This window comes from Cohnella silvisoli, assembly GCF_021190915.1.
Classification (GTDB): Bacteria; Bacillota; Bacilli; order Paenibacillales; family Paenibacillaceae; genus Cohnella; species Cohnella silvisoli.
The window spans coordinates 303,967-328,119 of sequence record NZ_JAIOAP010000003.1 but is presented as its reverse complement, the minus strand read 5'-3'; the positions used below and the strand labels follow the sequence as shown (position 1 = coordinate 328,119).

Below are 24,153 nucleotides of genomic sequence, written 5' to 3'. Positions count from 1 at the left end.
ACCCTAAGCTAGAACATCCAATTGCTCAAGTTGTGAAATCAATTCCGATTGCGAGAACCCTTCGCCAATAAACACGGCTACATGGTTCACCGACTTCTGCGGGGTAATGCGCAGAAAATCAATTTCCCGGTAGGCATATTGGAACAAAAACAAGCTTACCGTATCTTGAAAGGCTACGATTCCCTTCGCGCGGTAAATCTCATCCGGGAGCTGTTTAAGGAATGCTTCAAAGGCATTGCTGTCGACATTGCCTTTGAAGTAATAGGTCACGACATTTACATGATCATGCAACGAGTGATGCACATGAGGATGCTCATGCTCATGTTCGTGTGTATGATCATGCCCGCAAAACTCATCGTGTACATGGTCCTTATCGCTATGTTCACAGTAATTGAGCTTATCGTGCTCAGCGTATAGAATCGCGGGATCGAGCTCGCTTCTCACCGTCTTGACCACTTCCGCATAAGGATTCCAATCCGTAATCGAATCGTGCACCTCTGAGAGGTCTTCCTCGCTCACAAGGTCGATTTTGTTTAACACGAGCAAGTTGGCTGCCTGAATTTGCTCCTTCATGAGCTTGAAGGTTTTCCCCGATCCAATGCGAAGCCTGTCTAGCAAATGACGCGCGTCCACGACCGTAACGACGTTCTTAAGTTCCAACTTGGCATAGAGCGAAGCTTCCGTTACGCCATCCATGATCTCGAGCGGCTGCGCCACCCCCGTCGATTCAATCCATATGACGTCGGGCTGATGCTCCTGTGCTAGCTGCACCAGCTCCAGCCCTAGATCTCCGCGACTCGTGCAGCAAATGCACCCTCCAAGAACCTCTGACATGGGAATGTCCTTCTCGATGAGTTGACCTTCTACGTTCACATCCCCGACTTCGTTCAGCAGGATAGCGGGTTTTATGCCTCGAGCTTTGGCCTCTTCCAATATGCGATTCAACAACGTTGTTTTGCCGCTTCCGAGAAATCCGGTCAGGACGTACACCGGTATGACTGTGGCGTTCATGCGGTCATGCTCCTCCATTCTAGAAACAACCTGGAAACATCCTTGTCGAGATCGCGATTCGGTTCCATGAATTAATGACGTTAATGGCCATAATCATGTTCATGAATTCTCGTTCGTCGAAGTGAACTCTCACTTGCTCGTAAATCTCATTCGGCAAGCCGTCTTGGGCGATCAGGGTCACGGCTTCGGTTAATGCTAACACGGCTTTCTCGCGATCGCTATAGATCGGAGTTTCCCGCCATACGCTGAGCAAATAAATCCGTTCCTCGGGCTCTCCCATTTTACGCAAATCCCGGCTATGCATATCCATGCAATAAGCGCAGCCATTGATTTGCGAAGCCCGCAGCTTGATTAATTCATAAAGCGTCTTTTCCAATCCGCACTCGCTCATGAATTGTTCCAGTTGCAACATTTTCTTTAATACTTCCGGTTGTACCGCTCCATGATTCATCCTTACTTCCATGCCAATCGCCTCCTGAATGTTATTTCACCCTATAAGACAATCGAGATCGTCATAGTGTGACATCCTCTGAAATAAGCTTGGGTAAATGACTTAATTTGTGCGGATTTCGTATCCAGTAAACATTGCGGACTTTTCCTTCGCGCTGTTCGTAATCGAAACATAGTACGAGCGATGGAATTCCGCCTTGATACAAAATAAGCGCTGGCTCTCCATTCAATAAGACTTGGCGAAAATTCCCTACAAGCGCGACGTTTTTCTTCGCCACGCCTTCGAAGAACGCTATTGCCCGCGATAAGCCTAGGATCGGATTGAATGCGGATCTGACGACACCTCCGCCATCCGACCACAACGTAACTTCCTCCATCAAGAGTTCAACCAGCTTCCGGTAGTTTCCCGATTCGACCGATTGGACGAAAGCTTCCGTCACTCGGGTATCTAAACGCAACGTTGACGTCTCGGATCCATCCGTGAGATTAAGTTTCGCAGCTGCCCTGCTATACATTTTACGGCAACTCGCTTCCGTTTTCCCAAGGAACTCGGCAATTTGCGGATGAGGGAAATCGAATGCCGTACGCAACACGTAAACAGCGCGTTCCGATGGCGTCAACCGTTCCATTAGAACGAGCAGCGCATAACTCAACCCTTCCTGGCGCTCGATAATATGTTGAGGCTGATCATTCGATTCGTATAAAGGCTCAGGCAGCCATGTTCCCGGGTACGATACCCTCAACCGGCGAGCGGAACGAAGCACGTTAATGCACCTGTTCGTTGTCATTTTCAGTAAATAAGCTTTCCAATTCGCGATATCGTTTCTGTTTTCTTGAGTTTGCAAGGTTACGAATAAATCTTGAATGACATCCTCTGCTTCCGTCACGGAGCCAAGCATACGGTAGGCCAGCTTGAACAAATCCGTCCGGTACAAGGAATACAATTGCTCCAATTGCAGCTTGACCCCTCCTCATCGTATTTTCTATTTTACATTGCCCGCATTCATCCAACAACAAAGCCTCCCCAAAAGTTTGGAGAGGCATTATAAGAACAATATAATAGTCGACAAAAGCTACGCCTCTTGAGGATGCCCTTCATCGACAAGCTCGACTGCCGCAGCATTCGCTTTGACCTGCGCAGCATCTTTACAGCCCGGAATAACCGTTGTCACCGCAGGATGCTTCAAGCACCAAGCGAGCGCCCAAGCCGCCATATCGGTTCCTTGCGGAACTTCTTCGCGTTTAATGGCCTCGACCTCGTTCGCATAGGAATCGAGCTTCGCCGTATCCCATCTCGATCTCACGTCGTTGGCGGCAAACTGCGTTCCCGGCTTGTATTTGCCGCTTAGGAAACCGCTGGCTAGCGGCACGCGTGCGAGTACGCCCAAATTCTGCTCCGCGCAAGAAGGAAATACTTCCTTCTCCGGATTGCGATCCAAGCGATTGTACACCACTTGAATAGCTTCCGCCTTAACATCCGACGCACGAGAGGTTTGATGTATGTTTTCGTTAGAGCCTATGGATATGCCGAGATGACGTATTTTACCCGCTTTAACCTGTTCTTGAAGCGTGTCCCACAGTTCATCCTGATCGAAGGAGGAATTCGGCCCGGAATGAAACTGGTACAGGTCGATATAATCCGTCTTTAGCGCTTGAAGGGAAAGCTCCAGTTGCTTCACGACATCCTTGGCGTCGTATACGTCCGTACGTTCGAACGGCCGATGGAAATGATGGCCGAACTTCGTTGCTACGATCCAATCGTTCCGGCTCCCTTGGATGGACTCGCCGATAAGCGATTCCGAGAGGTGATCGCCGTAACATTCAGCGGTATCTATGAGATTGATGCCGAGCTCCTTGGCTGTACCCAGAATCGCGTTAACCTCATGCTGTTCATAGGTTCTGCCCCATTCCCCGCCGAATTGCCATGTTCCGACTCCGACGACGGACACTCGCAATCCCGATTTACCCAGCATTCTATATTTCATGTGGATTCCGTCCTCTGATTAATTTTCTACACGAACCGCGGTTCCCGTAACCGCAACCATGAGCATGCCATCCCTGATGACTTCGTAATCAACATCCACGCCAACGATCGCATTGGCTCCAAGACTGTGTGCTTGGCTTGTCATTTCCCCAATCGCAACATCGCGCGCTTCCTTCAGCTTGCTCTCGTAAGCACCCGATCTCCCGCCAACAACATCTGTAATCGTAGCTAGAAAATCCCGAACAATGTTCGCCCCCATAATTGTTTCGCCGGTAACCAATCCATAATAAGCCGTAATCCGGTAACCTTCCACGTTAGGCGTTGTCGTGATCAACATTCGTAATTCCTCCTTCGGATCGTTAAGTGCCCCCTTATTTTACCATAGGGGCATGAACGAACCAAACTGCTAAGACAAATATCTGCTGTTGCCGTAAATAAGAAGGAATTGTTCCTTTGCCCGTTCGCGCATCTCATCATCGAAACCCCGAACTTCGTTTAAGAGCTCGAACCGATCGCCCTCCAGTGTCTCCCCGCCGGCGTAAAGAAGCCATTGCGCCAAATCATCCGTCGCGCGCACGCGGTCGAAGGAATGGTGATACCATAACGACGCCCGTTCCAAATACGCCTGCGCCTCGAAAGGATTAAGCTCAATCACTTTCGTGAAAGCGGCAATCGCTTCATCGTGCCGATCAAGGTGATTGTAGATCAATCCTAAGTTATAATGCCCTTGGGAATCGCCCGGCAATAAATCGGAATACGTCAGCGAGTCGATTAGTGCCGCTTCATGATCATCCAAGCGATATTGAATAAGGCCCCTTAACCAGGTTAGCCGGGCATTGCTCGGATCAAGCTGAAGTCCCCGGTTGCAATCCTCTAACGCGTCCCCAAGACGATCATCCGCGAATCTGCAACGCGCGCGCCGATCATAGATTTGTGAATTATCCGGCTCAAGCGCCAATGCACGGGAATATTCGGCTTCCGCCAGTTCCCAGTTACCCATGCCGACGTATAGCTCACCTAGAGCATAAGCCGTTTTGCTTTCCTTCATAAGGCTTTCATCCAGCTTAACCGCCGATTGAATATCCATCATCGCTTCTTCATAACGGTCCGCCATATAACGGGAGTAGCTGCGACGCATGAAGAAATCAGCCGTTTCATCAAGCTGCAACGCCTGCGTGTACGCTTTATCGGCTTCCTCGTATTGTTCTTCATCAATTGCCAGCTCCGCGCGTTGTTTCCAGTTCAACGGATCCTCGGGCTCCATGTCCGTCAATTCCTCGTTTTCCTTGCGCGCTTCCTCTGCTTTTCCGGCCTCCCGGTAAGCATCCGCTAACCAGAAACGTACAACCGTATGGCTTGGAAAATGTTTCTTGGCTTCCTGCAGAACTTCGACCGCTTCCGCGTACAACCTCTTCATACGGTAAGTGGTACTTAGCTCCATATACGCAGGCAACCAGACAGGGTTATTGTCTTTCAAGCGAATCAATACTTCCACAGCTTCCTTATTACGTTCAAGCTGCCTCAGCAAGTTTCCTTTACGCAGTTGCAACTCCGCCGCGTTTGGATAAAATTGCAACGCCTTATCGATGGAAGCGAGTGAATCGGCAAGCTCCCCCCTGGTTTCGAATAATCTGGATTCATATAATCGGAAGCCGAACTCCTCTTGCGCTCCTTTGATGAAGCTTGCGACTGCGGCATGGGAATAATTCGTCCGTTCCTTCAGCATGGCTGCCCCCCGGTCGGCAAGCTTAGCCCAACGGTCCTGCAGCTTGATGCCTTCTAATAAGACGGACTGGGCATCCTCTAGTCGATTCAACTGTTCCAAAGCTTGCGCCTGTCGGTAGTAATAGTGTGAAATCGCTTTGTCCGGATTGGCGCATGCTTGACGATAACAAGCTTCCGCCTCGGTAAAATTCCCGATTTTCATATATACATTGCCTAATTCGTAATAGGTCGACGCTTTCGAATCTTCCCTGCGTTTGAGCGCCTCTTTGAAATCTTGCACGGCCAGATCGAACTCGCCCCGATCATGATGGGAGATTGCCCTCGTATACCAATAAATATAAGGCCCCGGATCCAGCCTAATCGCTTCGTTTAAATCCGCAATCGCTTCTTCATCTTTGCCAAGCTCATTGTAGATATGAGCTCTACGCTCGTAAGCATGAGAGTGCGCGACTTTCTGCAGCATCGCCGTCAGCACGTCGACCGCCTGTTCGGATTTACCGACGTCATGAAGGAGTCCCGCATAATCGACCCGTTCATCCGCGGTCATCTTATCGCTTCCCCATCTATCGTACCAACGGAGAGATTGCTGAAGCTTCTGCTGTTTATGCAGCCTCTTAGCCATCCATCTGGCAAATGATTTAACCATAGGCATTCCCTCCAGTTGACGCAAAAGCTGCCGAGACTCTCGGCAGCTTCGTTATTGCGTGTTCTCGTCCGTAGATAATAAACCTTCTTCGACCGCGAATTCAAAATCATCGATGTCGAACAATTGAACCGGGACGGAATTTTGCACCACTTTATCCTGAAATTCGATTTGATCGGTTAATACCGGACATTCTAAGCGAAGAGACATTAGAATGACTTCCGTCTCGATCGGATCGAATAGCTCTCCGTACTGCATGTTCTCCGCTGCATTAACGATAACGAAGGTGACATTCTCGTTGATCGGTAAAGGCGGACTTTCTCGCCACGGCGCCATAAGCGCACGCTCCAGCTTCTTCTTATTAAACGGATCCTCGAAGTAACTAATCATTTCGGCAATCTTTAATTTAACGTGAGCATCGTCATCCGCTTCCGGCATAACCGGTTCGGGACTATCCTTCATATCATAGAGCTCCATTACCGATGTATAAGGAATCCTGTATTCGACAGGTCGTTTCGGCAGAAGCAGCTGCCCATAGATAGCGATCATTACAGCCTCGATGACAAAACGCCGACTCATCTTTTGTATGTCCCTCCCATAAAGCTTTCCGCGGTCTTGCGCATTGTTTCTCATTATATCATAAAAAGCGGGGCGCAATGCCACACCGTGCGGTATAATATTCAAAGATTATTGCGATTAATCATGACAGTTAAGGGGTTGTCTGGGATGTCTGAGTTGACCTTTCATCATTATATGCAAATCGCTCAGGAGGAATCGGAACAAGCGTTCAAATCCGCGATGGAAGCTGCAGGTTATTTTTCTTTTTATAAATTCGCGGAAGATTTCCGCAATGGGTTAAAACGCTATTCCGATGCCGATATTATCCATTATAGATATAAGCTTATCCGTGCTCGAGCTCTCTTCCCGACACCGGAGCAATTTAGCCCATCTTGGAGCACCTTATGGGAGGAGTTCGACATCATTTTCAATTATAAAAATGAAGCTTTGTCGGCGATTCCACCATCCGGAAGAGACGGAGAATGGCAGGTATTGATCGACAACCCCTATACTCATCAGCCGGTTGTCTGTTATCCCAGTCTCGCTTTTCTGGAAGCGGCTTATATGTACGGCTACTTCCAGCGCGATCTCAAGCCTCACGAATGCTTGCGCCTGCAGAAAGTGACCGAGCTGCTGCTCGCCTATGGCCGCAAGGAAGCTTCGATTTTCCCGGACAGCTAGACTCTTCGCATCCCATTGGAGCACTCACGCCTATGAATGATAAACTCGATAATTTGCTGCAGCAAGCGACCAAAACCAAGATCGACTATTCCGAGGTTTCCGTTGGCAACCAGGTCGTCTTTACCCATGCCCGGAACTCCCAATCACCGCACAAGCTGCACAAAATCAACTCCATTACCAAAAGCGTCGTCTCCTTATTAATCGGAATAGCTCTAGATCGCAAGCATCTCCATAGCGTCCATACTCCCCTATCCGATTATTTTCCTAGTCTGCGCGATGTAGAATATCCGCTAACGGTGGAGCACCTGCTTACGATGACGACAGGCTGGGATTGGCCCGAGATGGAGGATTGGGGCGGGCGTCCGATGGCGATGATCAATAGTTCGGATTGGTTGAAGTACATTCTGTCCCGCCCCTTCAAGCACAATCCGGGCACTCGCATGATTTATAATTCCGGAAGTTCACACTTGCTTAGCGCAATTCTGCAAAAGGTTACCGGGATGACGACGGCCGAGTATGCGGAGAAACACTTATTTAAGCCTTTGGGGATAGACGAATACCGTTGGTATTCCGATCCCAAAGGTATCGTGATCGGAGGGTTCGGTCTCGAGCTTAAAGCTCCCGACCTTCATAAATTAGGAAAGCTTATGCTGGGGAAAGGGCGCGCGGGTACCGGGACGGAGGTTGTTTCCGAGGCCTGGATCGAACAAAGCGTTAAACCACGCTTCCATACCTACGATCATATCGGATCCTACGGCTATCATTGGTGGATCATGCGCCCTAACGGCGAAGAACCGGCGGCGCCTCAACCCTTCTTTGCGATGGGATATGGCGGCCAGTATATCTTCGTCGTTCCCGAACGCGAGTTGGTCGTTACATTTGCAAGCACTTTGTATAAACAAACATTTCTGCCCTATCGGCTGTTTAAAGAGTTATTGGCGGAATAGTTAACCTGATTAAATATATGATGTGCGGTTAAAGCTCGAATTCCATTAAATCTCGGCCTACCGTGATTTTACCTGGATAAATATCCCGCATCCCTTGTATATATTCCTCTTCCGCTTCTTCATTCGCGGCAGGCGCAGGAATATGATGGGTTAAAACAAGGTGCGGCACTCCAGCTTGTTTTGCGATTTCGGCAACCTCGAGAGTTGTCGAATGATACTTAGCCGGATTAGCCAGCCCATTTGCCTGGTCCGGGAATTTCGCAATGAGCGCGTCCAACCATGTTTTGTTATACGATTCGTGTACGAGAAGATCAACGCCTCTGCTGTATTTAACCATATTTTCAACAGGTACCGTGTCTCCCGAAATGACTAACGATTTGCCATTATATTCGAATTTATAGGCAATGGCGGGATACACCGGTCTGTGATCCACTTCAAAGGCTGTAATCTTGATTCCGTCCTTGTTGTACACTTCGCCTTCATTTCTTTCATAATAATGAATTTCAGCTCCAGCATCGGCGGACAGATTATAATTCACCCTCAGATTAACATCGAAAGCGAAGGAATCCCTCATTTTACCGATAATCTCTTGCGTGTTGGTCGGTCCATATACGTTCATCGGAACGGCTCGCCCCTCGAACACGCGATCAGGGATCACATGCGTCCGCCAGCTTGAGATAAATACATCGAAAAATCCGGAGTTATGATCGCTGTGGTGGTGGGTAAATAAAATGTTGGAGATCCTCTGCGGCATAACCCCCGCCTTAATTAATTGATTGACCGTCCCAGCCCCGCAATCCACCAGAAACGCTTGGTCAGCAGCCAGAACAACAACAGCCGGCTTTGCTCTATCGTAGAAAGCCCGCGGCGTACCCGTTCCCAATAAAACAACTTTTAAGCTATCGTGGAATTCCGCCAAACATTTTTCCTGTGATTGAATGCGCACTTTCAAAACCTCCATGCAACGTTACTTATTGTTTACCGCTTCATCCAATAAAGACAGATCGATAAACGGACTTAAATCCAGTTCGTTTTCCTTGATTCCTTTGATGTATCCAGCGTCAAACGAAACCTTCGCCATAACGTTAATCGCATCCGGCTGAACCTCATGCGTTAGCTTAAGATGATCCAGCGCGGCTTTAATAAGTTCGGGTTTCATTCCTTTGCCCGTTAACTCTTTAAGCTCCTGACTAATTAAATCGTACGACTTGCTCGGATCTTGTGTAATAAAGTCGATGCCTTGGATATTGGCTTTAATCGCTTTAATAGCTAAATCCCGATGCTCTTTAAGAAATTGATCGTTTGCCGTTAGAAGAGTTAACGGGTAATCTCCGTTATTAGGAGGAATTCGGTCCCAATCCACTAACACCTCTCCGGTTCCTTCTTGAACCATTTGGGAGCCCCAAGGCTCGGGAATGAGCGTGGCATCGACTTCTTTCTGACGCATGGCAACCAAAGTATCGGCCGGCTTACGAGTGATGAGCTGCACCCCGGACGAGTCCGTCGTTACTTTCAGTCCTTCCTGCTCTAACAACAAGCGAAGGGATATTTCGTTTGTGCTTCCTTTAGTCGGAATCGCGACCGTTTTGCCGGCCAAATCCTTCACCGATTTAATGCCCGCCCCTGTTCGCACGATCAAAACGGCACCGCCATTGTTGGAACCCGAAATAATACGGAAGTTTTTGCTTTTGAGATATTGGTTGATCGCGGGTCCAGGACCGACGAAACCTAGATCGATTTGATGGGTAGCGATTGCCGTTGAGAAGTCGGAACCGTTGTCGAATGCGGTTACTTCGATTTTTACGTTGCTGCCGAACTCTTTTTGAAAATAGCCGTTTTGGATCGCGATAAACGCCGGAGCGTGCGTAACGTTTTTCAACAACCCGATTTTTACCGTTAAATTTTCATTTGACGAAGCTGCTTCGTTTTTTTGCCCGCATGCCGAAACCATAATTGCGATGAATACGATGACGCTGATAGTCCAAGTAAATTTCCTCATTTCCATTCCCCCATTATTTGATATAGCCGAAGCGAAGCATAATTTTGTCCTCCAGCCGTTTAAAGCAAAGGTGATCGGATATCGTCCCGATGATCGCGATTATAATGACGACGCACAAGATCGAGGCCGTATCCCCGATATCGCGGCTATCTTGAAGCATTTGTCCCAGTCCCACTCCCTTGGCAACCAGTTCCCCCGCTACAAGCGCTCTCCATGCGAAAGCCCACGCTACGCGTATCCCCGTCATCAAATGAGGAAAAGCCGCAGGAATCATCACTTGGAAAAACATGCGGAATCCGTTTCCTGTCCCCATCATCTGTGCTGCTCTTATGTGCAACGTTGATATGTTCATAATTCCGGTGCGGCTCGCCATGGACATTGTCCAAGTGGCCCCAATGGTCGTGATGAAAATGACGGCTGTGTCATTCAGCCCAAACCAGATAATGGCGAACGGCAACCAGGCGATACTTGGAACGGTTTGAAGAGCGACGACGAGAAATCCGAAAGTTTGGTCGAAAAAACGAAAGCGGGCGAATAAAAAGCCCAGAGTCGTTCCGATGGCAATCGAGATTACGAAAGAGATCAGCAAACGCCTGAGACTCGCAGAGATAGAACCCCACAGATGACCTTGAGTGAATCCGTCAACAAAGGCTTGATACGTCTGAAGCGGAGAAGGGAACTTCCAACCCCAGTGAAGATACCTATATCCCAAATCCCATGCTATCAACAGAAGGAATAGAAAAAGTGTTCTTCTTAATGCGATATTCATCCCCCATTTCCTCCCTTACGACCTTCTCAAGCTCGTCTGCAAGCTCTTCGGTTATTTTACTTTCTAGGTGATGGATCAACGGATCTCCGATGCTGTGCGGCCTTGCCGCTTGGACGATAAACTCTTTCTTTATTTTGCCGGGCTGCGTGGACATCACCAGAACGCGATCGGACAACATAACGGCCTCGCGGATATTGTGGGTGATAAACAAAATCGTTTTTTGCGTCTTCACCCAAATTTCCTCTAGATCCTTTTGCAAAATGGACCTCGTTTGCTCATCCAAAGCGGCAAAAGGTTCGTCCATCAGCAAAATATCCGGGTCCATCGCTAAAGCTCTAGCGATAGCGACCCTCTGCTTCATTCCGCCGGATAGCTGATGAGGATAACGATCGATAAATTTACTTAGGTGAACGGCTTTTATTTGCTCTAGGGCAATTGAATGTCGTTCTTTTTTGCTCAACCCCCTTTGCTTTAAGCCGAACGCTACATTATCAAGAACGGTTAACCACGGAAACAATCCGTGTTCTTGAAATACGACAACGCGATCGGGACCCGGACCTTTCACCTTGTGCCCGTTTACTTCGATAATTCCGGTCTCCGCTTTTTCAAATCCGGCGATCATATTCAATAGAGTCGATTTACCACAACCGGAGGGTCCAACCAATGAAACGAATTCCCCCTTTTTCACGGCAAAAGAAACTTGATCCAGCGCGATATAATGCTCTCTATTTCGCTCCGCAAAAGACTTACCCACATTGCTGATTTCAATCATTTTTCCACCCCCATGCCTTATTCTCTTTAGATGTCCGCTAAAAAACGGCTTGAATTATAAATGATGATTTTCTTCTTCGTGTAATCGATTAGTTTTTTCTCGCTCCATTTATTCAGAGTTTCGGTAATCGTTTGCCTGCTGCATCCAATGACATAGGAAATTTCCTCATGGCTTAGCTGCAGCAGGATCTCAAGTCTTTCGTCCATTGGCTTTCCCATCTGTACCAGAAACCAAGCAAGCCTCCACGAAACGGGACGGCTAATTAACGTTTCAACGACTTTTTGCGTCTGCAACAATCTGCGCGCGCCTAAGACGGCTAATGAATAAGCGAAATCGGAATTCTCCCGGGCTAATTCCAGAAACTTTCGGGCATCTAACGTGATCATTTCGCTATCGCTTAAACACCGAGCATATCTTTGTCGCTTTAGATTCGATAAAATCTCCGCATTGCCGAATATTTCTCCTGCGTAGCGCAGGAATAAAGTGATCCCTTGACCCTCCTGAGAAGATTGGGAAATTTTAATTAAACCCGAATCCACGTAATAGGCGGCGTTAGGCAGATCGTTCTCGAGAAAAACGAATTCATTTTTTTTGAACGTTCTTTGGACGCCGAATTTGTGAAAAGCATCGACGATGACGTCCATAACGCTATCCTTTTCGCCGAATTCTAATTGGTCATTAATTATATCCACGGTAAGATCACCTCTTCTAATTCCGTTTCAAACATAGTCGGCTAAACTACAGTATTCCGATTGGATATATTAATATTATCATAAAAACGGCGCTCATAATGTCGTATAGCTGACAAATGAGATAAATGCGCTCAAAAATTTTATTTAAGAAAAACCGGAGGCTTGACCTCCGGCCGTAGCAATCGTACCCATTCATGCCTGCGGCTGTTCGCGAAAACGTACCTTTAGCCCTTCGCATCAGAAGGAGAATAGGACTACCGCAACGGCTCCCACCTCCTTCCGCGAAATGTACCATTATCCCCTCACATCAGAAAAAGAATAAGCCCACCGCAGCCTTCCCTACCTCCTTTCCGCGAAAACGTACCATTATCCCCTCGCATCAGAAAGAGAATAAGCCCACCGCAGCCTTCCCTACCTCCTTCCCCCGAAAACGTACCATTATCCCATCCGATAAGGGGGAAAACACTTGGTTCATACAGTTGAAAATAAACCCGGAACGTTGAAATTTTACCCGATATCTCTTGAAAATAGAACGCATGTTTGGTATGATGAAAATAAGAACAAATGTTCTATTTCGTTGTAAAAGGGGAGTCGTCTATGTTTCCGGATCATCTGACCTTCGAGGCATTTTGCCAGCAGTTCAACTCCGAGCAGGCTTGCGCCTAGGCGCTGTTCGAAGCCAGATGGCCGGACGACTTCCGTTGCCCGACTTGTCATCATACTCATTTTTATCTCATTTCTACGCGCAGACTGCCTCTATACGAATGCTGCTCCTGTCGCCATCAGACGTCTGTCATCGCCGGCACCATCATGGAAGGCAGCTTCACTTTGTTGACCCGCTGGTTCCAAGCGATGTTTCTCATCTCCCGGCCTTCCGGCATCAGCGCCTCCCGCCTATCCCAAGTGATTCAAGTCACCTATAAGACTGCGTGGCTCATCGCAAGAAAAATCCGCCATGCCCTGCAACAAGCCGATGAAGGCGACCCGCTCACGGGTGTTGTGCGAGTTGACCCGATCTCTTACGGTTATACGTATTATAGCGAGGCCCAGCAGCCGCTGTTGATCGGCGTCTCCCTCAACGAGCGAGACGAGCCTCAGCAGGTCAAAATCAAACAACCGGATCCCAGCCATGTGAATAACGCGTTGAGGTGGATTGAAAAGTCTGGTGTCCAAGCGTTCGTAAAAGATCATATAGATGGACAGGCTGTGACCGTTTTGGGGCGCGGCAAACTTCACCCAGCTTTGAACCTAATCAAGTGGAAGGTGACCGCGTGGCTGAACAATACGTTTAATGGCATCGGGGCCAAACATTTGCAGGCTTATTTAGACGAGTTTTGTTTCCGGTTGAACTTAAAACTCCGCCATGCCCCGGTCTTCAGCCAACTGCTCCATTGGTGCGCTGTGACACCAACCTTGACTTACAAAGATCTGACCCGCAGCAAATCGGTTCTCACCGTTCCCTGGGTGATCTGGGGAAGCAAAGCGAAGTGGAAAGGAAAATATCTCACCTTATGGAATGCTTGATGCTTGGGATGACTGCTTTTTAAGTTGCCGATAACCCGTTCAGTTCCATTCCAATTCAAGAAACGGCAAACTTGTGCGTGATATCCGGGAATCCGTTGATTGCAACTCCCACTCAATCATGCAACTCGCTGATTATAACTCCCCACTCAAGTCACGACATTCGTAAATCCGCTGATTGGCAACTCCCTCTTAAATCATGACATTCGAATATCCGCTGATTGGCAACTCACTTCTGAAGCAAGGGGATAATGGTACCATTTCTCCGAAATGGCACTGAAATTAGGTGCCGGTTTTTTCCTACATTTTCCAGATGAGTAGGTGTCCAAAACTTACTGATCGTACAACAAAAAACCGGAAGCGCCCAAATGAGCGTTCCGGTCCGTCCATGAAAAAACTTATTTCTCTGCTTTGTTAACCAGCGCGATGATCATTACGACCCTCTCGAGCCTCTTATTCGTCTCCCAATATCATCTCTATGCCCTTCGTCCCCGATTTATGTTGGATAATAGCAAGCAAAAGCCGCCTAACGATCCAACCAAACGCGAATCATGGAGAGCAACTGCGCGCTGTTCACCGGTTTCGTAATATAGTCGGAAGCCCCTGCTTCCAAACACAGCTCGCGGTCTCCCTGCATAGCCTTAGCGGTTAACGCGATGATGGGAAGTTCTTTGAATTCCGGAATTTGGCGAATGGCGCGAGTCGTCTCGTAGCCATCCATGACCGGCATCATAATATCCATGAGGACGATCTCTATGTCCGGTGTTTGTTCCAGGATGGTGATCGCGTCATGACCGTTCTCCGCCGGAAGTACTTTCATATAATGACGTTCCAAGATCGACGTCAATGCAAAAATGTTCCGGATGTCGTCATCGACGACAAGTACTTTCTTATATTCGATCATATCGTCCGATTGATGAAGCTTCTCAAGCGCTTCCCTGGATTCAGCCGGAAGACTCTCCGCCTTCCTGTGAAGGAACAAAGTCGTTTCGTCCATCATCTGGACAGGCGACTTCACGACTTTAACGATCGCCGATTTCATGATTTCGTCTAAATCTTTCTCCTCTTGAGGTGTTAGTTTCTTGCTTGGATGAATCACGACCGGCATATATTTGTTCTTGCCGTTCTTCTGTATTTCGCGGATAAAATGAAACACGTTCATATCCGGCAATTCGAAATCCACAAGTACGCAGTCGATCGGCTTGGAGTTTAACTGGTTCAAGGCTTTGCGTCCTGTATCCACGGCAATAATCTTGACATCCTTATTATCGAGCATTGCCACTGTTTCTTTGCTCCGCGTTTCATCGTTATCGACGACAAGCAATTGATGGACAGCTTTATCGGCATAACGATTAAGCTTATCGAGCGCGTTCTCCAGATCCTCGTTCGTCACCGGCTTACAGAAATAATCGTAAACACCCTTCTTCATCAATTCAATTTCGTCTTCATCCACGGTCATGACGCACACGGGAATATGCCGTACGTTAATGTCGTTCTTCAAATGTTCGATGACAAGCCATCCATCCGTATCCTCAAGATGTAAATCCAAAGTGATCGCGACCGGATTGTATTTATGCACAAGCTCAAGCGTGTTTAGCCCCTTGGCTGTAATAACGGCTTTGATGCCTTTTTTCCGTAAAACATCCATTATGATTTCATTAAACTTCCTATCGTCCTCGATAATGAGAAACACGCGGTCTCCAGGCTGAATATTGTTCCGGTCGTCCATCGTCTCTTCGTCCGCTTGGTTCGCAAGGCTGCGCGTACGCTTTGGAGGCGTTACGTCTATAACTTCGGGAACGTGTTTAGTTCTTTGCTCAATCTCGGGAAAATCCGCTTCCGTCGGCAAGTACAGGTTAAACACGCTTCCGCTGTCCACTTCGCTGAAAAGCGTAATCTCGCCGCCAAGCATCTCCGCGATTTCCCTGGAAATCGCAAGACCCAAGCCCGTTCCTCCATATTCACGGTTCGTGCTTCCGTCCGCCTGCTGGAAAGCTTCGAATATAATCTGCTGCTTTTCCTGAGGAATGCCGATCCCCGTATCGCTTACGGAGAAACATATTACCCGTTTGGCGCGATTCAACGTATCGTTGTTCGAACTCCACCCATCCTTGGCTCTGCGGATGAGAAGCATGATCTGTCCTTTTTCCGTGAACTTAAACGCGTTCGACAGCAAGTTTTTCAAGATTTGCTGCAGCCGCTTCGCATCCGTAATCATGGTTCCCGGGACATCCGGTTCGATCTTGATCCGGTAATCCAGCTTTTTCTCATCGACCATATGGCGGAATGTCCGGTCCAACCCGTCCGTCAGTTCCATTAGAGAAAGCTCACCGTAATCGGGAGTAATGGTGCCTGACTCGACTTTCGACAGATCCAAAATATCATTAATGAGGTTAAGCAATTCGAAGCCCGAGTCTTGGATCGTCTTGGCGAATTTGACCTGATGATCCGTTAAGTTCTCGTCCGGATTCTCGGCAAGCTGTTCCGCCAACAACAGCAAGGAGTTAAGCGGAGTACGCAGCTCATGGGACATGTTCGCGAGAAACTCGGATTTATACTTGGACGTCAACGCGAGTTGTTCGGCTTTCTCCTCGAGAAAACGTTTGGCAACCTCGACTTCGTTGTTCTTGCTCTCCACTTCGGCTTTCTGAATGACAAGCAGCTTGGCTTTATCCTCCAACTCATCGTTCGTATTTTGCAGTTCCATCTGCTGCTTCTGAAGTTCCTCGGTCAAGGACTGGGATTGGATGAGCAATTCCTCCGTCCGCTGATTCGCCTGCATCGTATTAATGACGATACCGATCGATTCCGTCAATTGATCCAGGAAAGCAAGATCGATCCCGCTGAAAGCGCGGAAGGAAGCAAGCTCCAATACTGCAAGAACCTGATCTTCGAAAATAATTGGCAGCAAAACGATATTCAGCGGAGTTGCTTCCCCAAGCGCCGATGAAATAACGACGTAATCCCCAGGAACATTCGTGAGCAATATGCGCTGCTTCTCTATTAAGCATTGGCCGACCAGCCCTTGCCCGGCTCGGAACTCGTTCGACAGATGCTTGCGATTCTGGTAAGCATAACTCGCGAACAGCTTAAGGACTTGTTCGCCGCCAGCGGGTTCGTTGATATAGAATACGCCATGCTGCATTGATACGAGCGGAGCCAATTCGGACAGAATCATCCTGCTGACCGCATACAAGTCTCTTTGACCTTGCAGCAAACGGGAGATTTTCGCCAGGTTTGTCTTGAGCCAATCTTGTTCCGTATTGATACGGGTCGTTTCCTTAAGGTTGCGAATCATTTCGTTGATGTTGTCTTTAAGCGTTTCGACTTCGCCTGCGGCGGCGACGTCGATGGCCCGGGACAGATCGCCGTTCGTAACCGCCGTCGCAACGTTCGTGATCGCCCGCACCTGAGTAGTCAACGTGCTCGCCATATAGTTAACGTTGTCGGTAAGATCGCGCCACGTGCCGGCAGCGCCCGGAACGCTCGCTTGTCCGCCCAGCTTTCCTTCCGCTCCTACTTCGCGAGCTACTGTCGTAACCTGATCGGCGAAGGTAGCAAGAGTATCGATCATATTGTTGATCGTATCCGTCAGCTCCGCGATTTCACCTTTGGCTTCCACGGTCAGCTTCTGTTTCAAATTCCCTTTCGCTACCGCCGTAACGACCTTGGCGATCCCGCGCACTTGATCCGTCAAGTTCGTCGCCATAATATTAACGTTATCGGTTAAGTCTTTCCACGTCCCGCCGACGCCACGGACTTGAGCTTGACCGCCTAATTTCCCGTCCGTACCGACCTCGCGCGCCACCCGCGTAACCTCGGAAGCAAAAGAATTAAGCTGGTCCACCATCGTATTAATCGTATTTTTAAGTTCCAGCAATTCACCCTTAACGTCTACGGTAATTTTCTTGGATAGATCCCCGTTTGCTACCGCAGTCGTAACGCCTGCGATGTTGCGCATCTGAATCGTAAGATTGCTGGCCATATAGTTAACGGTATCCGTTAAATCCTTCCATGTCCCGGAAACGTCCTTCACTTCCGCTTGTGCGCCCAGATTCCCTTCCGTGCCTACTTCGCGCGCAACCCGGGTAACCTCCGATGCGAAGTTACTAAGCTGGTCTACCATTGTATTCATCGTATTCTTAAGCTCGAGAATTTCTCCCTTGACGTCAACGGTGATCTTCTTGGACAAATCCCCTTTTGCGACCGCAGTTGTCACGTCAGCGATATTGCGCACTTGGTCTGTCAGATTGCGCGCCATGTTATTAACGCTTTCCGTCAAGTCTTTCCACGTTCCGCCTACCCCTTTAACTTGGGCTTGCCCGCCTAGTTTGCCGTCCGTACCTACTTCGCGAGCGACCCTCGTAACCTCCGAAGAGAACATGGACAACTGGTCCACCATCGTATTGATCGTGTTCTTGAGCTCCAGTATTTCCCCTTGCACGTCCGCCGTAATTTTTTTCGACAAGTCTCCGTTCGCTACCGCTGTCGTAACGACGGCGATGTTACGCACTTGGTTAGTCAAGTTCGAGGCCATGTAGTTAACGCTCTCGGTCAAGTCGCGCCACGTTCCCGCAACGCCTTTAACCTGGGCTTGTCCTCCCAGCATCCCCTCGGTTCCAACCTCTCGCGCAACCCTCGTAACCTCGGATGCAAAGGTAGAAAGCTGCTCCACCATCGTATTGATCGTATTTTTAAGCTCCAGAATCTCGCCGGTCGCATTAACGGTAATCTGTTTGGACAGATCCCCTTTGGCGACGGCCGTAGTCACTTCGGCGATATTGCGCACTTGGTCGGTTAATGTACCCGCCATAAAATTAACGCTGTCGGTCAAGTCTTTCCAAGTACCGGATACGTCTTTAACGTCGGCCTGCCCGCCCAGCTTCCCTTCCGTGGAAACCTCTCTTGCTACCCGAGTAACCTCGGAAGCGAAATTGCTAAGCTGGTCGACCATCGTATTGATCGTACTCTTCAGTTCCAGGATTTCTCCCTTCGCGTCGACCGTAATCGTCTTGGACAAATCGCCTTTAGCTACCGCCGTCGTAACCTCCGCAATGTTGCGCACTTGGTTCGTTAAATTCGAAGCCATGTAGTTAACGCTTTCCGTCAAGTCGCGCCAAGTTCCGGCAACTCCGCTTACCTCGGCTTGACCGCCGAGTATCCCTTCCGTGCCTACCTCTCGGGCCATCCTCGTTACCTCGGACGCGAACGTCGACAGCTGATCCACCATCGTGTTGATCGTATTCTTAAGCTCGAGTATTTCCCCCTGAACGTCGGCCGTAATTTTCTTCGAAAGATCTCCGTTCGCAACCGCTGTCGTAACGACCGCGATATTGCGCACTTGGTTCGTCAGATTGGAAGCCATGTAGTTAACGCTTTCCGTCAAATCTCTCCACGTTCCGGATACGCCTTTAACGTCCGCTTGCCCGCCCAGCTTGCCTTCGGTGCCTACCTCGCGAGCTACCCGCGTAACTTCCGACGAGAACATCGACAACTGGTCCACCATCGTGTTAATCGTGTTCTTCAGCTCTTGGATTTCTCCCTTGGCATTAACCGTGATTTGCTTCGAGAGATCCCCGTTCGCGACGGCGGTCGTCACGGCCGCGATATTACGGACCTGATCGGTCAGATTGCTCGCCATGTTATTTACGCTATCCGTCAAGTCCTTCCATGTGCCTGATACGCCTTTAACGTCCGCTTGACCGCCCAACTTGCCGTCCGTACCTACTTCGCGCGCCACGCGAGTAACCTCGGAGGCGAACGTGCTGAGCTGGTTAACCATCATGTTGATGTTGCTGGCGGTTCTTTGGAATTCGCCGGTTAGAGCTCGGCCTTCGAACTCCAACTCTACCTTCTGCGACAAATCCCCCTTCGCTACCGCATTGATAACGCGAACCATCTCACTGGTCGGTTGGATCAGATCGATAACGAGGCCGTTCAAAGAATCGATTACCGTCTCCCATGAGCCTCCATTATTTTTATGGACGAATCTCCTGGAGAGGTTCCCCTCTTTCCCCACGACCTTCGATACCGCCTGGACCTCGTACGCCAAGCTTTCGTGCATGTCCATGATCTCGTTGAACGTATCGGCAACCTTGCCGGCTATGCCTGTATGATCGTAAGCCATCCGGAACTTGAAGTCCCCTCTTTTCAGCGCCATTAGTGCATTCAATAATTCCCCCGCTTGAAGCGGTTCATCTTCGATGACGTGCTTACGTTCTTGCTCAGCCATAGTCTCAACCTTCCGTCTTGAGATTTATTTACTTTTGCTTATTTGCCAGCTTGAATCGTAAAAATAAACTGAGCGCCAGCCTCGTCAGACGGTTCTGCCCGAATGGCTCCGCCCATTAATTCCACCAATGATTTGCATATCGATAATCCCAGTCCCGTACCGCCGTATTTACGGTTGGTGGAGGCATCCAATTGGGCGAAAGGCTGGAACAATTGATCCATTTTGTTGGGCGCGATTCCGATCCCCGTGTCCTTGATCACGAATTCGATCGTTAGCCTATCCTCGTTCTCATCTAGCATGTTTACATGGATGTAGACACCGCCCGCTTGCGTGAACTTCAAGGCATTGCCAACTAAATTAATCAGCACCTGCCGCAGGCGATTCATATCTCCCCTAATGTAAACGGGCAGGGCAGGATCCAAGGTCACGATCATTTCCAATTTACGTTCCCGCGTTTCAACCGCGAATAAATCGACCGTTTCTTCCAGGCAATATTGCAAGAGAAACGGCTCGTCTTCCAAGTCCATCTTCCCCGACTCGATCTTGGAGAAGTCCAGAATATGATTGATTACGGAAAGCAGCGCGTTCCCGCTCTTATGAATGATCTTGGCCATCTCGGAATATTCCTCGGGCAAATCGGAGGCAAGAAGCAAATCCGACATCCCGATAATGCCGTTTAACGGGGTTCTGATTTCATGACTCATCATAGCCAGAAATTCCGATTTCACCCTTGAAGCAATTTCGGCCGTGTTTTTGGCTTGGATAAGAGCTTGATTCGTTTTCTCCAATTGTTTGGCTTGTTTCTGAAGGAGTTCGCTTTGAACCTGCATCGCGTGGTTAGCTTCGTACATGCCGACATAACCTTCGATCTTCGACTTGAAAATATGGGGAATAAACGGTTTGGTCATATAATCGATCGCGCCGACCGAATAACCCGTAAAGAAATGCTCCATCTTGTTATTCGTTGCCGACAAGAACATGATCGGCACAACCTTCGTCTTCTCACGGGTTCTAATAATGCTTGCCGTCTCGAATCCGTCCATATCCGGCATGTGTACATCCATGACGATAACGGCAAATTCATCCTCTAGAAGACACCGCAATGCTTCCATACCGGAATACGCTCTTACTAAGCGGTAAGGTTCTCCGGTCAGCACCGCCTCGATGGCTACCAGATTCTCCGGATGATCGTCGACGATAAGAATGTTGACGGGATAATCCATGCCACGACTCCTTTATGGTAAATTTCTGCATAATTTAGATTCAATGAAATACTCAGGTTTATATACCCATCCTTCCGTTCATTGAAACTCTTAACAGGAAAAACAGAATAAGCCGCGACAATATCGTCGCAGCTTTCGGTAAGTCATATTTGTTCTTAATCGTTTCGGCTAATCGTCAAACCCTCTTCTCGCGGTCGAGGAATCTTATGCTCTGCGAGTGCCTCTGAGGATCGCTCTTAGAATAAGAACGACTACGATTGCTCCCAGTATAGCCGGAACGATGGCGAAGTCGGCTACGATTGGTCCAAAGCTGCCTAGCAGCAAACCTCCGAGCCAGGCGCCGACAAGTCCTGCTACGATATTGCCGATGATTCCGCCGGGGACGTCTCTCCCAACGATTAAACCGCCTAACCAACCAATCACGCCGCCGATTATTAACACCCAAAGTAAATGCATATTTTCGTCCTCCTTTTTATGCTGCTTCGCGAATAATAATTAAAGATGAACTTAAGTTATAATACCCGCGACAGCAAAAGGATAAACCTTAAGGTATAATGATTCTATCCTATGAATAAGAGGGGTCGCAATGTCCGAAGCTCAGAGAGTCGATTGCATGAAATGCCGCTATTTCTATGTAACCTGGGATCCGAAATTTCCTAAAGGGTGCAAAGCGTTCGGCTTCAAATCGCATAGTATGCCTAGCTTAACCGTTCTATCTTCCTCCGGTAAACCCTGCATGAACTTCGAACCAAAGGATGGCTTGAGAGCTCCCTGAAGGCGATTCATGATTTGAACTTCTTCCAATCCATCCCGCTGTTGTTCAGCAAATATTCGAAGTCGTTTTCCTTAAGCTTCTGCTGCGCTTGGCGGGCTGCTTCCTCTTTAAGCCGTTTCTCCTCCTGCTGCTTCGCTTCCTCCTGCTTTAACGCCTCGGCGTGCTGCTTCAGCTTAGCGACAGTCCCCGCACCCAACATATCCTTTAACGTCACGGGTTTATCGGAGGAATCCGATGTCGCTGAAGGCAATTGCCTTTGCCGCCTCTGATTTTTCTTGTTGGTTGCCATTCTCTATCTCCTCCACTCAGTTCTCGATCACGAAATGTTCAAAGCGCCGATCCTCGCGCGCCTCATCAAGCAACTCGCCGAAGTACCGTACAATCGCGTACTTCTGCGAATCATGGGCTCGCAAGGCAGCCGCTTTAACGGTCCAATGCTTCGCGACATCGACGGTCAAATCCGGTGATCTTCCATCGGCAGCCATCGCTGGTGATAAAGTATAGTACAAGCTACTTACGGTGTTGCAAAGTCCAGATCTGTATGCCATCGTCGTTGCCAGCGATATCGCCACGTGGTCGGGATGCCCGTTTCCTCCGTCAGGCGGAAAAGTAAACAGCGAAGTGACGGAATGGCGATTGGCGAATTGGACGATTTGTTCCGCCAGCCGATTCATATCCGTTTCCTTTAGTTTTCCGTCGGATTAGCCAAGCTGTTCAACTGCATCCAAACCTAGCAATGATGAGGCTGCCGCAATTTCCTCGTCGCGTATGCCCCCTAATTCCTCACGCGTAACATGGCTATAATCTCCGTTCTTAAAGCCTGCATCTCCCCTTGTCGCTAAGAGAAGGACAGGTTTGCCTCCTTCGTCAGCCAACTGCCGGATAAGGCAGCCGCTCAGAAAAGTCTCGTCATCGGGATGTGCGTATATAAATCCAACGCGTCCATTAGGCAACAAGCGCGCTCACTCCTTATCTAATGATAATCATTTTATCCACGACTTCTTTGAAACGATCCGGGTAGTCGGTATGAACGCCGTCTACTCCCCATCTCACTGCTTTGGTCATGTTGGCTTTATGGTTTACCGTGTAAGGATACATAAGCAAGCCGGCCTGCTTGACTTTGCGTACGTAATTTTCATTGATCCGCAAGAAGTTAGCGCCGATTCCATTCGCGTACGCGCTGATTTCCTCTAACAAAGCTTCCGATATTTGAGCAGGCCTATCATACCAGAACAATTGGAATAGCGGGACATTGTTGCTCCGCTCGCGAAATTTCAGCAAGCTTTCCTTGCTAAACGACTGAATCGCGACATGATCGGTCAACTCGAATTCCTTGACCAATGCCCACACTTTCTCCTCCAGCCCCGAATTTTCTTCAGGAGCCTTCGTTTCCAACATATAATGTGTGTCTTTCCCGAAAGCCTCGAATATTTCCCGTAAAGTAGGTACTTTCTCGTCAACGAATTCGGTTTCGTTATACCAGGAGCCGGCGTCCAGCGCCTTAATCTCAGCCAGTGTCATGTTCTTAACGGCACCGCTGCCGTTCGTAGTTCGGTTAACCGTTTCGTCGTGCATAGCGATGAGCTCGCCGTCCAGCGTTTGCCGCAAATCGATTTCAATATAATCGGCTTTCATATTAACGCCCAAGCGATAGGCAGATAACGTGCATTCGGGCGCATAACCGGAGCTTCCGCGGTGGGCAACGATTGCTATCTTATGCTCTTCGGGCAACAGATTGTTTATCCTAATATCGCGTTCCAATATTGAAATGATTAACCCAGTTAAAGAACAAATCAGAAAACCGTGAATCGCGTAAATATATCCTCTGGATACGGCTAATTTCCTCCACATATGGACCTCCTGATGCACGTACTGCTCTTAGGGTGTCCATAGTGATGCGAATTAAATGATACCACTTTTACAGCATTTCACCAATTGAAAAAGAGGGCAGCCTGTTCAAGAAGACTGCCCCCCTATGCGATTAGGATTCGTTTAACGGCAATCCGAAAGAAGTCCTCTTCCTCTATAGGGAGGGGATGAATTTCGGCTAGGCGAAGCCTAGAATCTTCGTGCTCGAAGTCATGACCTTTAAATCTTACAATGAGCTCGGAAATCTAGATATAAGAACAAGTGTTTGGTATAATGAAGTTAGCGAATAGGTTTCGGATAGG

The 24,153-nt window shown here is 48.7% G+C and carries 22 protein-coding genes and 1 pseudogene; 4 read left to right on the top strand and 19 right to left on the bottom strand.

All coding sequences use genetic code 11. The features are described 5' to 3' along the window. Positions 1 to 3 precede the first annotated feature (3 nt). The 7 genes from K7P76_RS08135 to K7P76_RS08105 all read right to left on the bottom strand — a co-directional run bounded on the left by K7P76_RS08135 (position 4) and on the right by K7P76_RS08105 (position 6,392). A complete protein-coding gene (locus tag K7P76_RS08135; protein ID WP_232184749.1) occupies positions 4 to 1,011 on the bottom strand; it encodes a CobW family GTP-binding protein in 1,008 nt (335 codons plus the stop codon). A 19-nt stretch (positions 1,012 to 1,030) separates the two neighbouring features. Continuing rightward, on the bottom strand, positions 1,031 to 1,474 hold the full coding sequence (locus tag K7P76_RS08130) for a carboxymuconolactone decarboxylase family protein (protein ID WP_232184748.1): 444 nt from the start codon (positions 1,472 to 1,474) through the stop codon (positions 1,031 to 1,033). 49 nt (positions 1,475 to 1,523) lie between these two features. Continuing rightward, the gene (locus K7P76_RS08125) at positions 1,524 to 2,414 is read right to left on the bottom strand and encodes a sigma-70 family RNA polymerase sigma factor (RefSeq protein ID WP_232184747.1); all 891 of its coding nucleotides are present in this window, start codon (positions 2,412 to 2,414) and stop codon (positions 1,524 to 1,526) included. 120 nt (positions 2,415 to 2,534) lie between these two features. After that, positions 2,535 to 3,446: an aldo/keto reductase gene (locus tag K7P76_RS08120; protein ID WP_232184746.1), complete on the bottom strand. Its 912-nt coding sequence runs from the start codon at positions 3,444 to 3,446 to the stop codon at positions 2,535 to 2,537. An 18-nt stretch (positions 3,447 to 3,464) separates the two neighbouring features. After that, on the bottom strand, positions 3,465 to 3,782 hold the full coding sequence (locus tag K7P76_RS08115) for a YbjQ family protein (RefSeq protein ID WP_232184745.1): 318 nt from the start codon (positions 3,780 to 3,782) through the stop codon (positions 3,465 to 3,467). Positions 3,783 to 3,851: 69 nt separating this feature from the next. Then, positions 3,852 to 5,816, bottom strand: coding sequence for a tetratricopeptide repeat protein (locus tag K7P76_RS08110; RefSeq protein WP_232184744.1), 1,965 nt, complete (start codon positions 5,814 to 5,816; stop codon positions 3,852 to 3,854). Between the two features lie 51 nt (positions 5,817 to 5,867). Further along, a complete protein-coding gene (locus K7P76_RS08105; protein WP_232184743.1) occupies positions 5,868 to 6,392 on the bottom strand; it encodes an ADP-heptose synthase in 525 nt (174 codons plus the stop codon). Positions 6,393 to 6,539: 147 nt separating this feature from the next. Between K7P76_RS08105 and K7P76_RS08100 the strand changes: the two genes are divergently transcribed. Further along, complete coding sequence (locus K7P76_RS08100; RefSeq protein ID WP_232184742.1) at positions 6,540 to 7,052, top strand: hypothetical protein; 513 nt, start codon at positions 6,540 to 6,542, stop codon at positions 7,050 to 7,052. Positions 7,053 to 7,084: 32 nt separating this feature from the next. Next, positions 7,085 to 7,999, top strand: a complete 915-nt coding sequence (locus K7P76_RS08095) for a serine hydrolase domain-containing protein (protein WP_232184741.1) — start codon at positions 7,085 to 7,087, stop codon at positions 7,997 to 7,999. A gap of 28 nt (positions 8,000 to 8,027) precedes the next feature. Here the strand turns inward: K7P76_RS08095 and K7P76_RS08090 are convergent, their stop codons facing one another. From K7P76_RS08090 to K7P76_RS08070, 5 genes are read right to left on the bottom strand one after another with little or no spacing between them, the layout of a single operon-like run. Further along, entirely contained in the window at positions 8,028 to 8,945 is a 918-nt protein-coding gene (locus K7P76_RS08090; RefSeq protein ID WP_232184740.1) for an MBL fold metallo-hydrolase, read from the bottom strand. Positions 8,946 to 8,966: 21 nt separating this feature from the next. Continuing rightward, entirely contained in the window at positions 8,967 to 9,998 is a 1,032-nt protein-coding gene (locus tag K7P76_RS08085; protein ID WP_232184739.1) for an ABC transporter substrate-binding protein, read from the bottom strand. A gap of 13 nt (positions 9,999 to 10,011) precedes the next feature. After that, positions 10,012 to 10,767 (bottom strand): ABC transporter permease, encoded by a 756-nt coding sequence (locus tag K7P76_RS08080; protein WP_232184738.1) that lies wholly within the window; start codon positions 10,765 to 10,767, stop codon positions 10,012 to 10,014. After that, the gene (locus tag K7P76_RS08075) at positions 10,700 to 11,539 is read right to left on the bottom strand and encodes an ABC transporter ATP-binding protein (RefSeq protein WP_232184737.1); all 840 of its coding nucleotides are present in this window, start codon (positions 11,537 to 11,539) and stop codon (positions 10,700 to 10,702) included. Before K7P76_RS08075 ends, K7P76_RS08080 begins: the two co-directional genes overlap by 68 nt. A gap of 26 nt (positions 11,540 to 11,565) precedes the next feature. Beyond that, the gene (locus K7P76_RS08070; RefSeq protein WP_232184736.1) at positions 11,566 to 12,231 is read right to left on the bottom strand and encodes a Crp/Fnr family transcriptional regulator; all 666 of its coding nucleotides are present in this window, start codon (positions 12,229 to 12,231) and stop codon (positions 11,566 to 11,568) included. A 669-nt stretch (positions 12,232 to 12,900) separates the two neighbouring features. Between K7P76_RS08070 and K7P76_RS33640 the strand changes: the two are divergent. Together K7P76_RS33640 and K7P76_RS08065 are read left to right on the top strand one after the other, a co-directional pair. Further along, positions 12,901 to 13,005 (top strand): annotated as a pseudogene (locus K7P76_RS33640) (transposase); the annotation flags it as partial. A gap of 36 nt (positions 13,006 to 13,041) precedes the next feature. Then, the gene (locus K7P76_RS08065) at positions 13,042 to 13,755 is read left to right on the top strand and encodes a hypothetical protein (protein WP_232184735.1); all 714 of its coding nucleotides are present in this window, start codon (positions 13,042 to 13,044) and stop codon (positions 13,753 to 13,755) included. Positions 13,756 to 14,278: 523 nt separating this feature from the next. On the opposite strand, the gene K7P76_RS08060 is transcribed toward K7P76_RS08065, so the two are convergent. The 7 genes from K7P76_RS08060 to K7P76_RS08025 all read right to left on the bottom strand — a co-directional run bounded on the left by K7P76_RS08060 (position 14,279) and on the right by K7P76_RS08025 (position 23,833). After that, positions 14,279 to 19,984, bottom strand: a complete 5,706-nt coding sequence (locus K7P76_RS08060; RefSeq protein ID WP_232184733.1) for a HAMP domain-containing protein — start codon at positions 19,982 to 19,984, stop codon at positions 14,279 to 14,281. A 38-nt stretch (positions 19,985 to 20,022) separates the two neighbouring features. Then, entirely contained in the window at positions 20,023 to 21,207 is a 1,185-nt protein-coding gene (locus tag K7P76_RS08055; RefSeq protein WP_232184732.1) for a hybrid sensor histidine kinase/response regulator, read from the bottom strand. Between the two features lie 204 nt (positions 21,208 to 21,411). Beyond that, a complete protein-coding gene (locus K7P76_RS08050) occupies positions 21,412 to 21,663 on the bottom strand; it encodes a GlsB/YeaQ/YmgE family stress response membrane protein (protein ID WP_232184731.1) in 252 nt (83 codons plus the stop codon). A 326-nt stretch (positions 21,664 to 21,989) separates the two neighbouring features. Continuing rightward, complete coding sequence (locus K7P76_RS08040) at positions 21,990 to 22,271, bottom strand: YqkE family protein (protein ID WP_232184729.1); 282 nt, start codon at positions 22,269 to 22,271, stop codon at positions 21,990 to 21,992. A gap of 16 nt (positions 22,272 to 22,287) precedes the next feature. Then, positions 22,288 to 22,656: a PIG-L deacetylase family protein gene (locus K7P76_RS08035; RefSeq protein WP_232184728.1), complete on the bottom strand. Its 369-nt coding sequence runs from the start codon at positions 22,654 to 22,656 to the stop codon at positions 22,288 to 22,290. 27 nt (positions 22,657 to 22,683) lie between these two features. Further along, entirely contained in the window at positions 22,684 to 22,938 is a 255-nt protein-coding gene (locus tag K7P76_RS08030) for a PIG-L deacetylase family protein (protein WP_232184727.1), read from the bottom strand. Positions 22,939 to 22,951: 13 nt separating this feature from the next. Continuing rightward, a complete protein-coding gene (locus K7P76_RS08025) occupies positions 22,952 to 23,833 on the bottom strand; it encodes a glycerophosphodiester phosphodiesterase (RefSeq protein WP_232184726.1) in 882 nt (293 codons plus the stop codon). Positions 23,834 to 24,153: the final 320 nt, after the last annotated feature.

Bases quoted from the DNA above. Each gene is read 5' to 3' on its own strand.
- K7P76_RS08135 (WP_232184749.1), bottom strand. From the start codon at position 1,011: ATGAACGCCACAGTCATACCGGTGTACGTCCTGACCGGATTTCTCGGA.
- K7P76_RS08130 (WP_232184748.1), bottom strand. From the start codon at position 1,474: ATGGAAGTAAGGATGAATCATGGAGCGGTACAACCGGAAGTATTAAAG.
- K7P76_RS08120 (WP_232184746.1), bottom strand. From the start codon at position 3,446: ATGAAATATAGAATGCTGGGTAAATCGGGATTGCGAGTGTCCGTCGTC.
- K7P76_RS08115 (WP_232184745.1), bottom strand. From the start codon at position 3,782: ATGTTGATCACGACAACGCCTAACGTGGAAGGTTACCGGATTACGGCT.
- K7P76_RS08110 (WP_232184744.1), bottom strand. From the start codon at position 5,816: ATGGTTAAATCATTTGCCAGATGGATGGCTAAGAGGCTGCATAAACAG.
- K7P76_RS08105 (WP_232184743.1), bottom strand. From the start codon at position 6,392: ATGAGTCGGCGTTTTGTCATCGAGGCTGTAATGATCGCTATCTATGGG.
- K7P76_RS08100 (WP_232184742.1), top strand. From the start codon at position 6,540: ATGTCTGAGTTGACCTTTCATCATTATATGCAAATCGCTCAGGAGGAA.
- K7P76_RS08095 (WP_232184741.1), top strand. From the start codon at position 7,085: ATGAATGATAAACTCGATAATTTGCTGCAGCAAGCGACCAAAACCAAG.
- K7P76_RS08085 (WP_232184739.1), bottom strand. From the start codon at position 9,998: ATGAGGAAATTTACTTGGACTATCAGCGTCATCGTATTCATCGCAATT.
- K7P76_RS08080 (WP_232184738.1), bottom strand. From the start codon at position 10,767: ATGAATATCGCATTAAGAAGAACACTTTTTCTATTCCTTCTGTTGATA.
- K7P76_RS08075 (WP_232184737.1), bottom strand. From the start codon at position 11,539: ATGATTGAAATCAGCAATGTGGGTAAGTCTTTTGCGGAGCGAAATAGA.
- K7P76_RS08065 (WP_232184735.1), top strand. From the start codon at position 13,042: ATGGAAGGCAGCTTCACTTTGTTGACCCGCTGGTTCCAAGCGATGTTT.
- K7P76_RS08060 (WP_232184733.1), bottom strand. From the start codon at position 19,984: ATGGCTGAGCAAGAACGTAAGCACGTCATCGAAGATGAACCGCTTCAA.
- K7P76_RS08055 (WP_232184732.1), bottom strand. From the start codon at position 21,207: ATGGATTATCCCGTCAACATTCTTATCGTCGACGATCATCCGGAGAAT.
- K7P76_RS08050 (WP_232184731.1), bottom strand. From the start codon at position 21,663: ATGCATTTACTTTGGGTGTTAATAATCGGCGGCGTGATTGGTTGGTTA.
- K7P76_RS08040 (WP_232184729.1), bottom strand. From the start codon at position 22,271: ATGGCAACCAACAAGAAAAATCAGAGGCGGCAAAGGCAATTGCCTTCA.
- K7P76_RS08035 (WP_232184728.1), bottom strand. From the start codon at position 22,656: ATGAATCGGCTGGCGGAACAAATCGTCCAATTCGCCAATCGCCATTCC.
- K7P76_RS08025 (WP_232184726.1), bottom strand. From the start codon at position 23,833: ATGTGGAGGAAATTAGCCGTATCCAGAGGATATATTTACGCGATTCAC.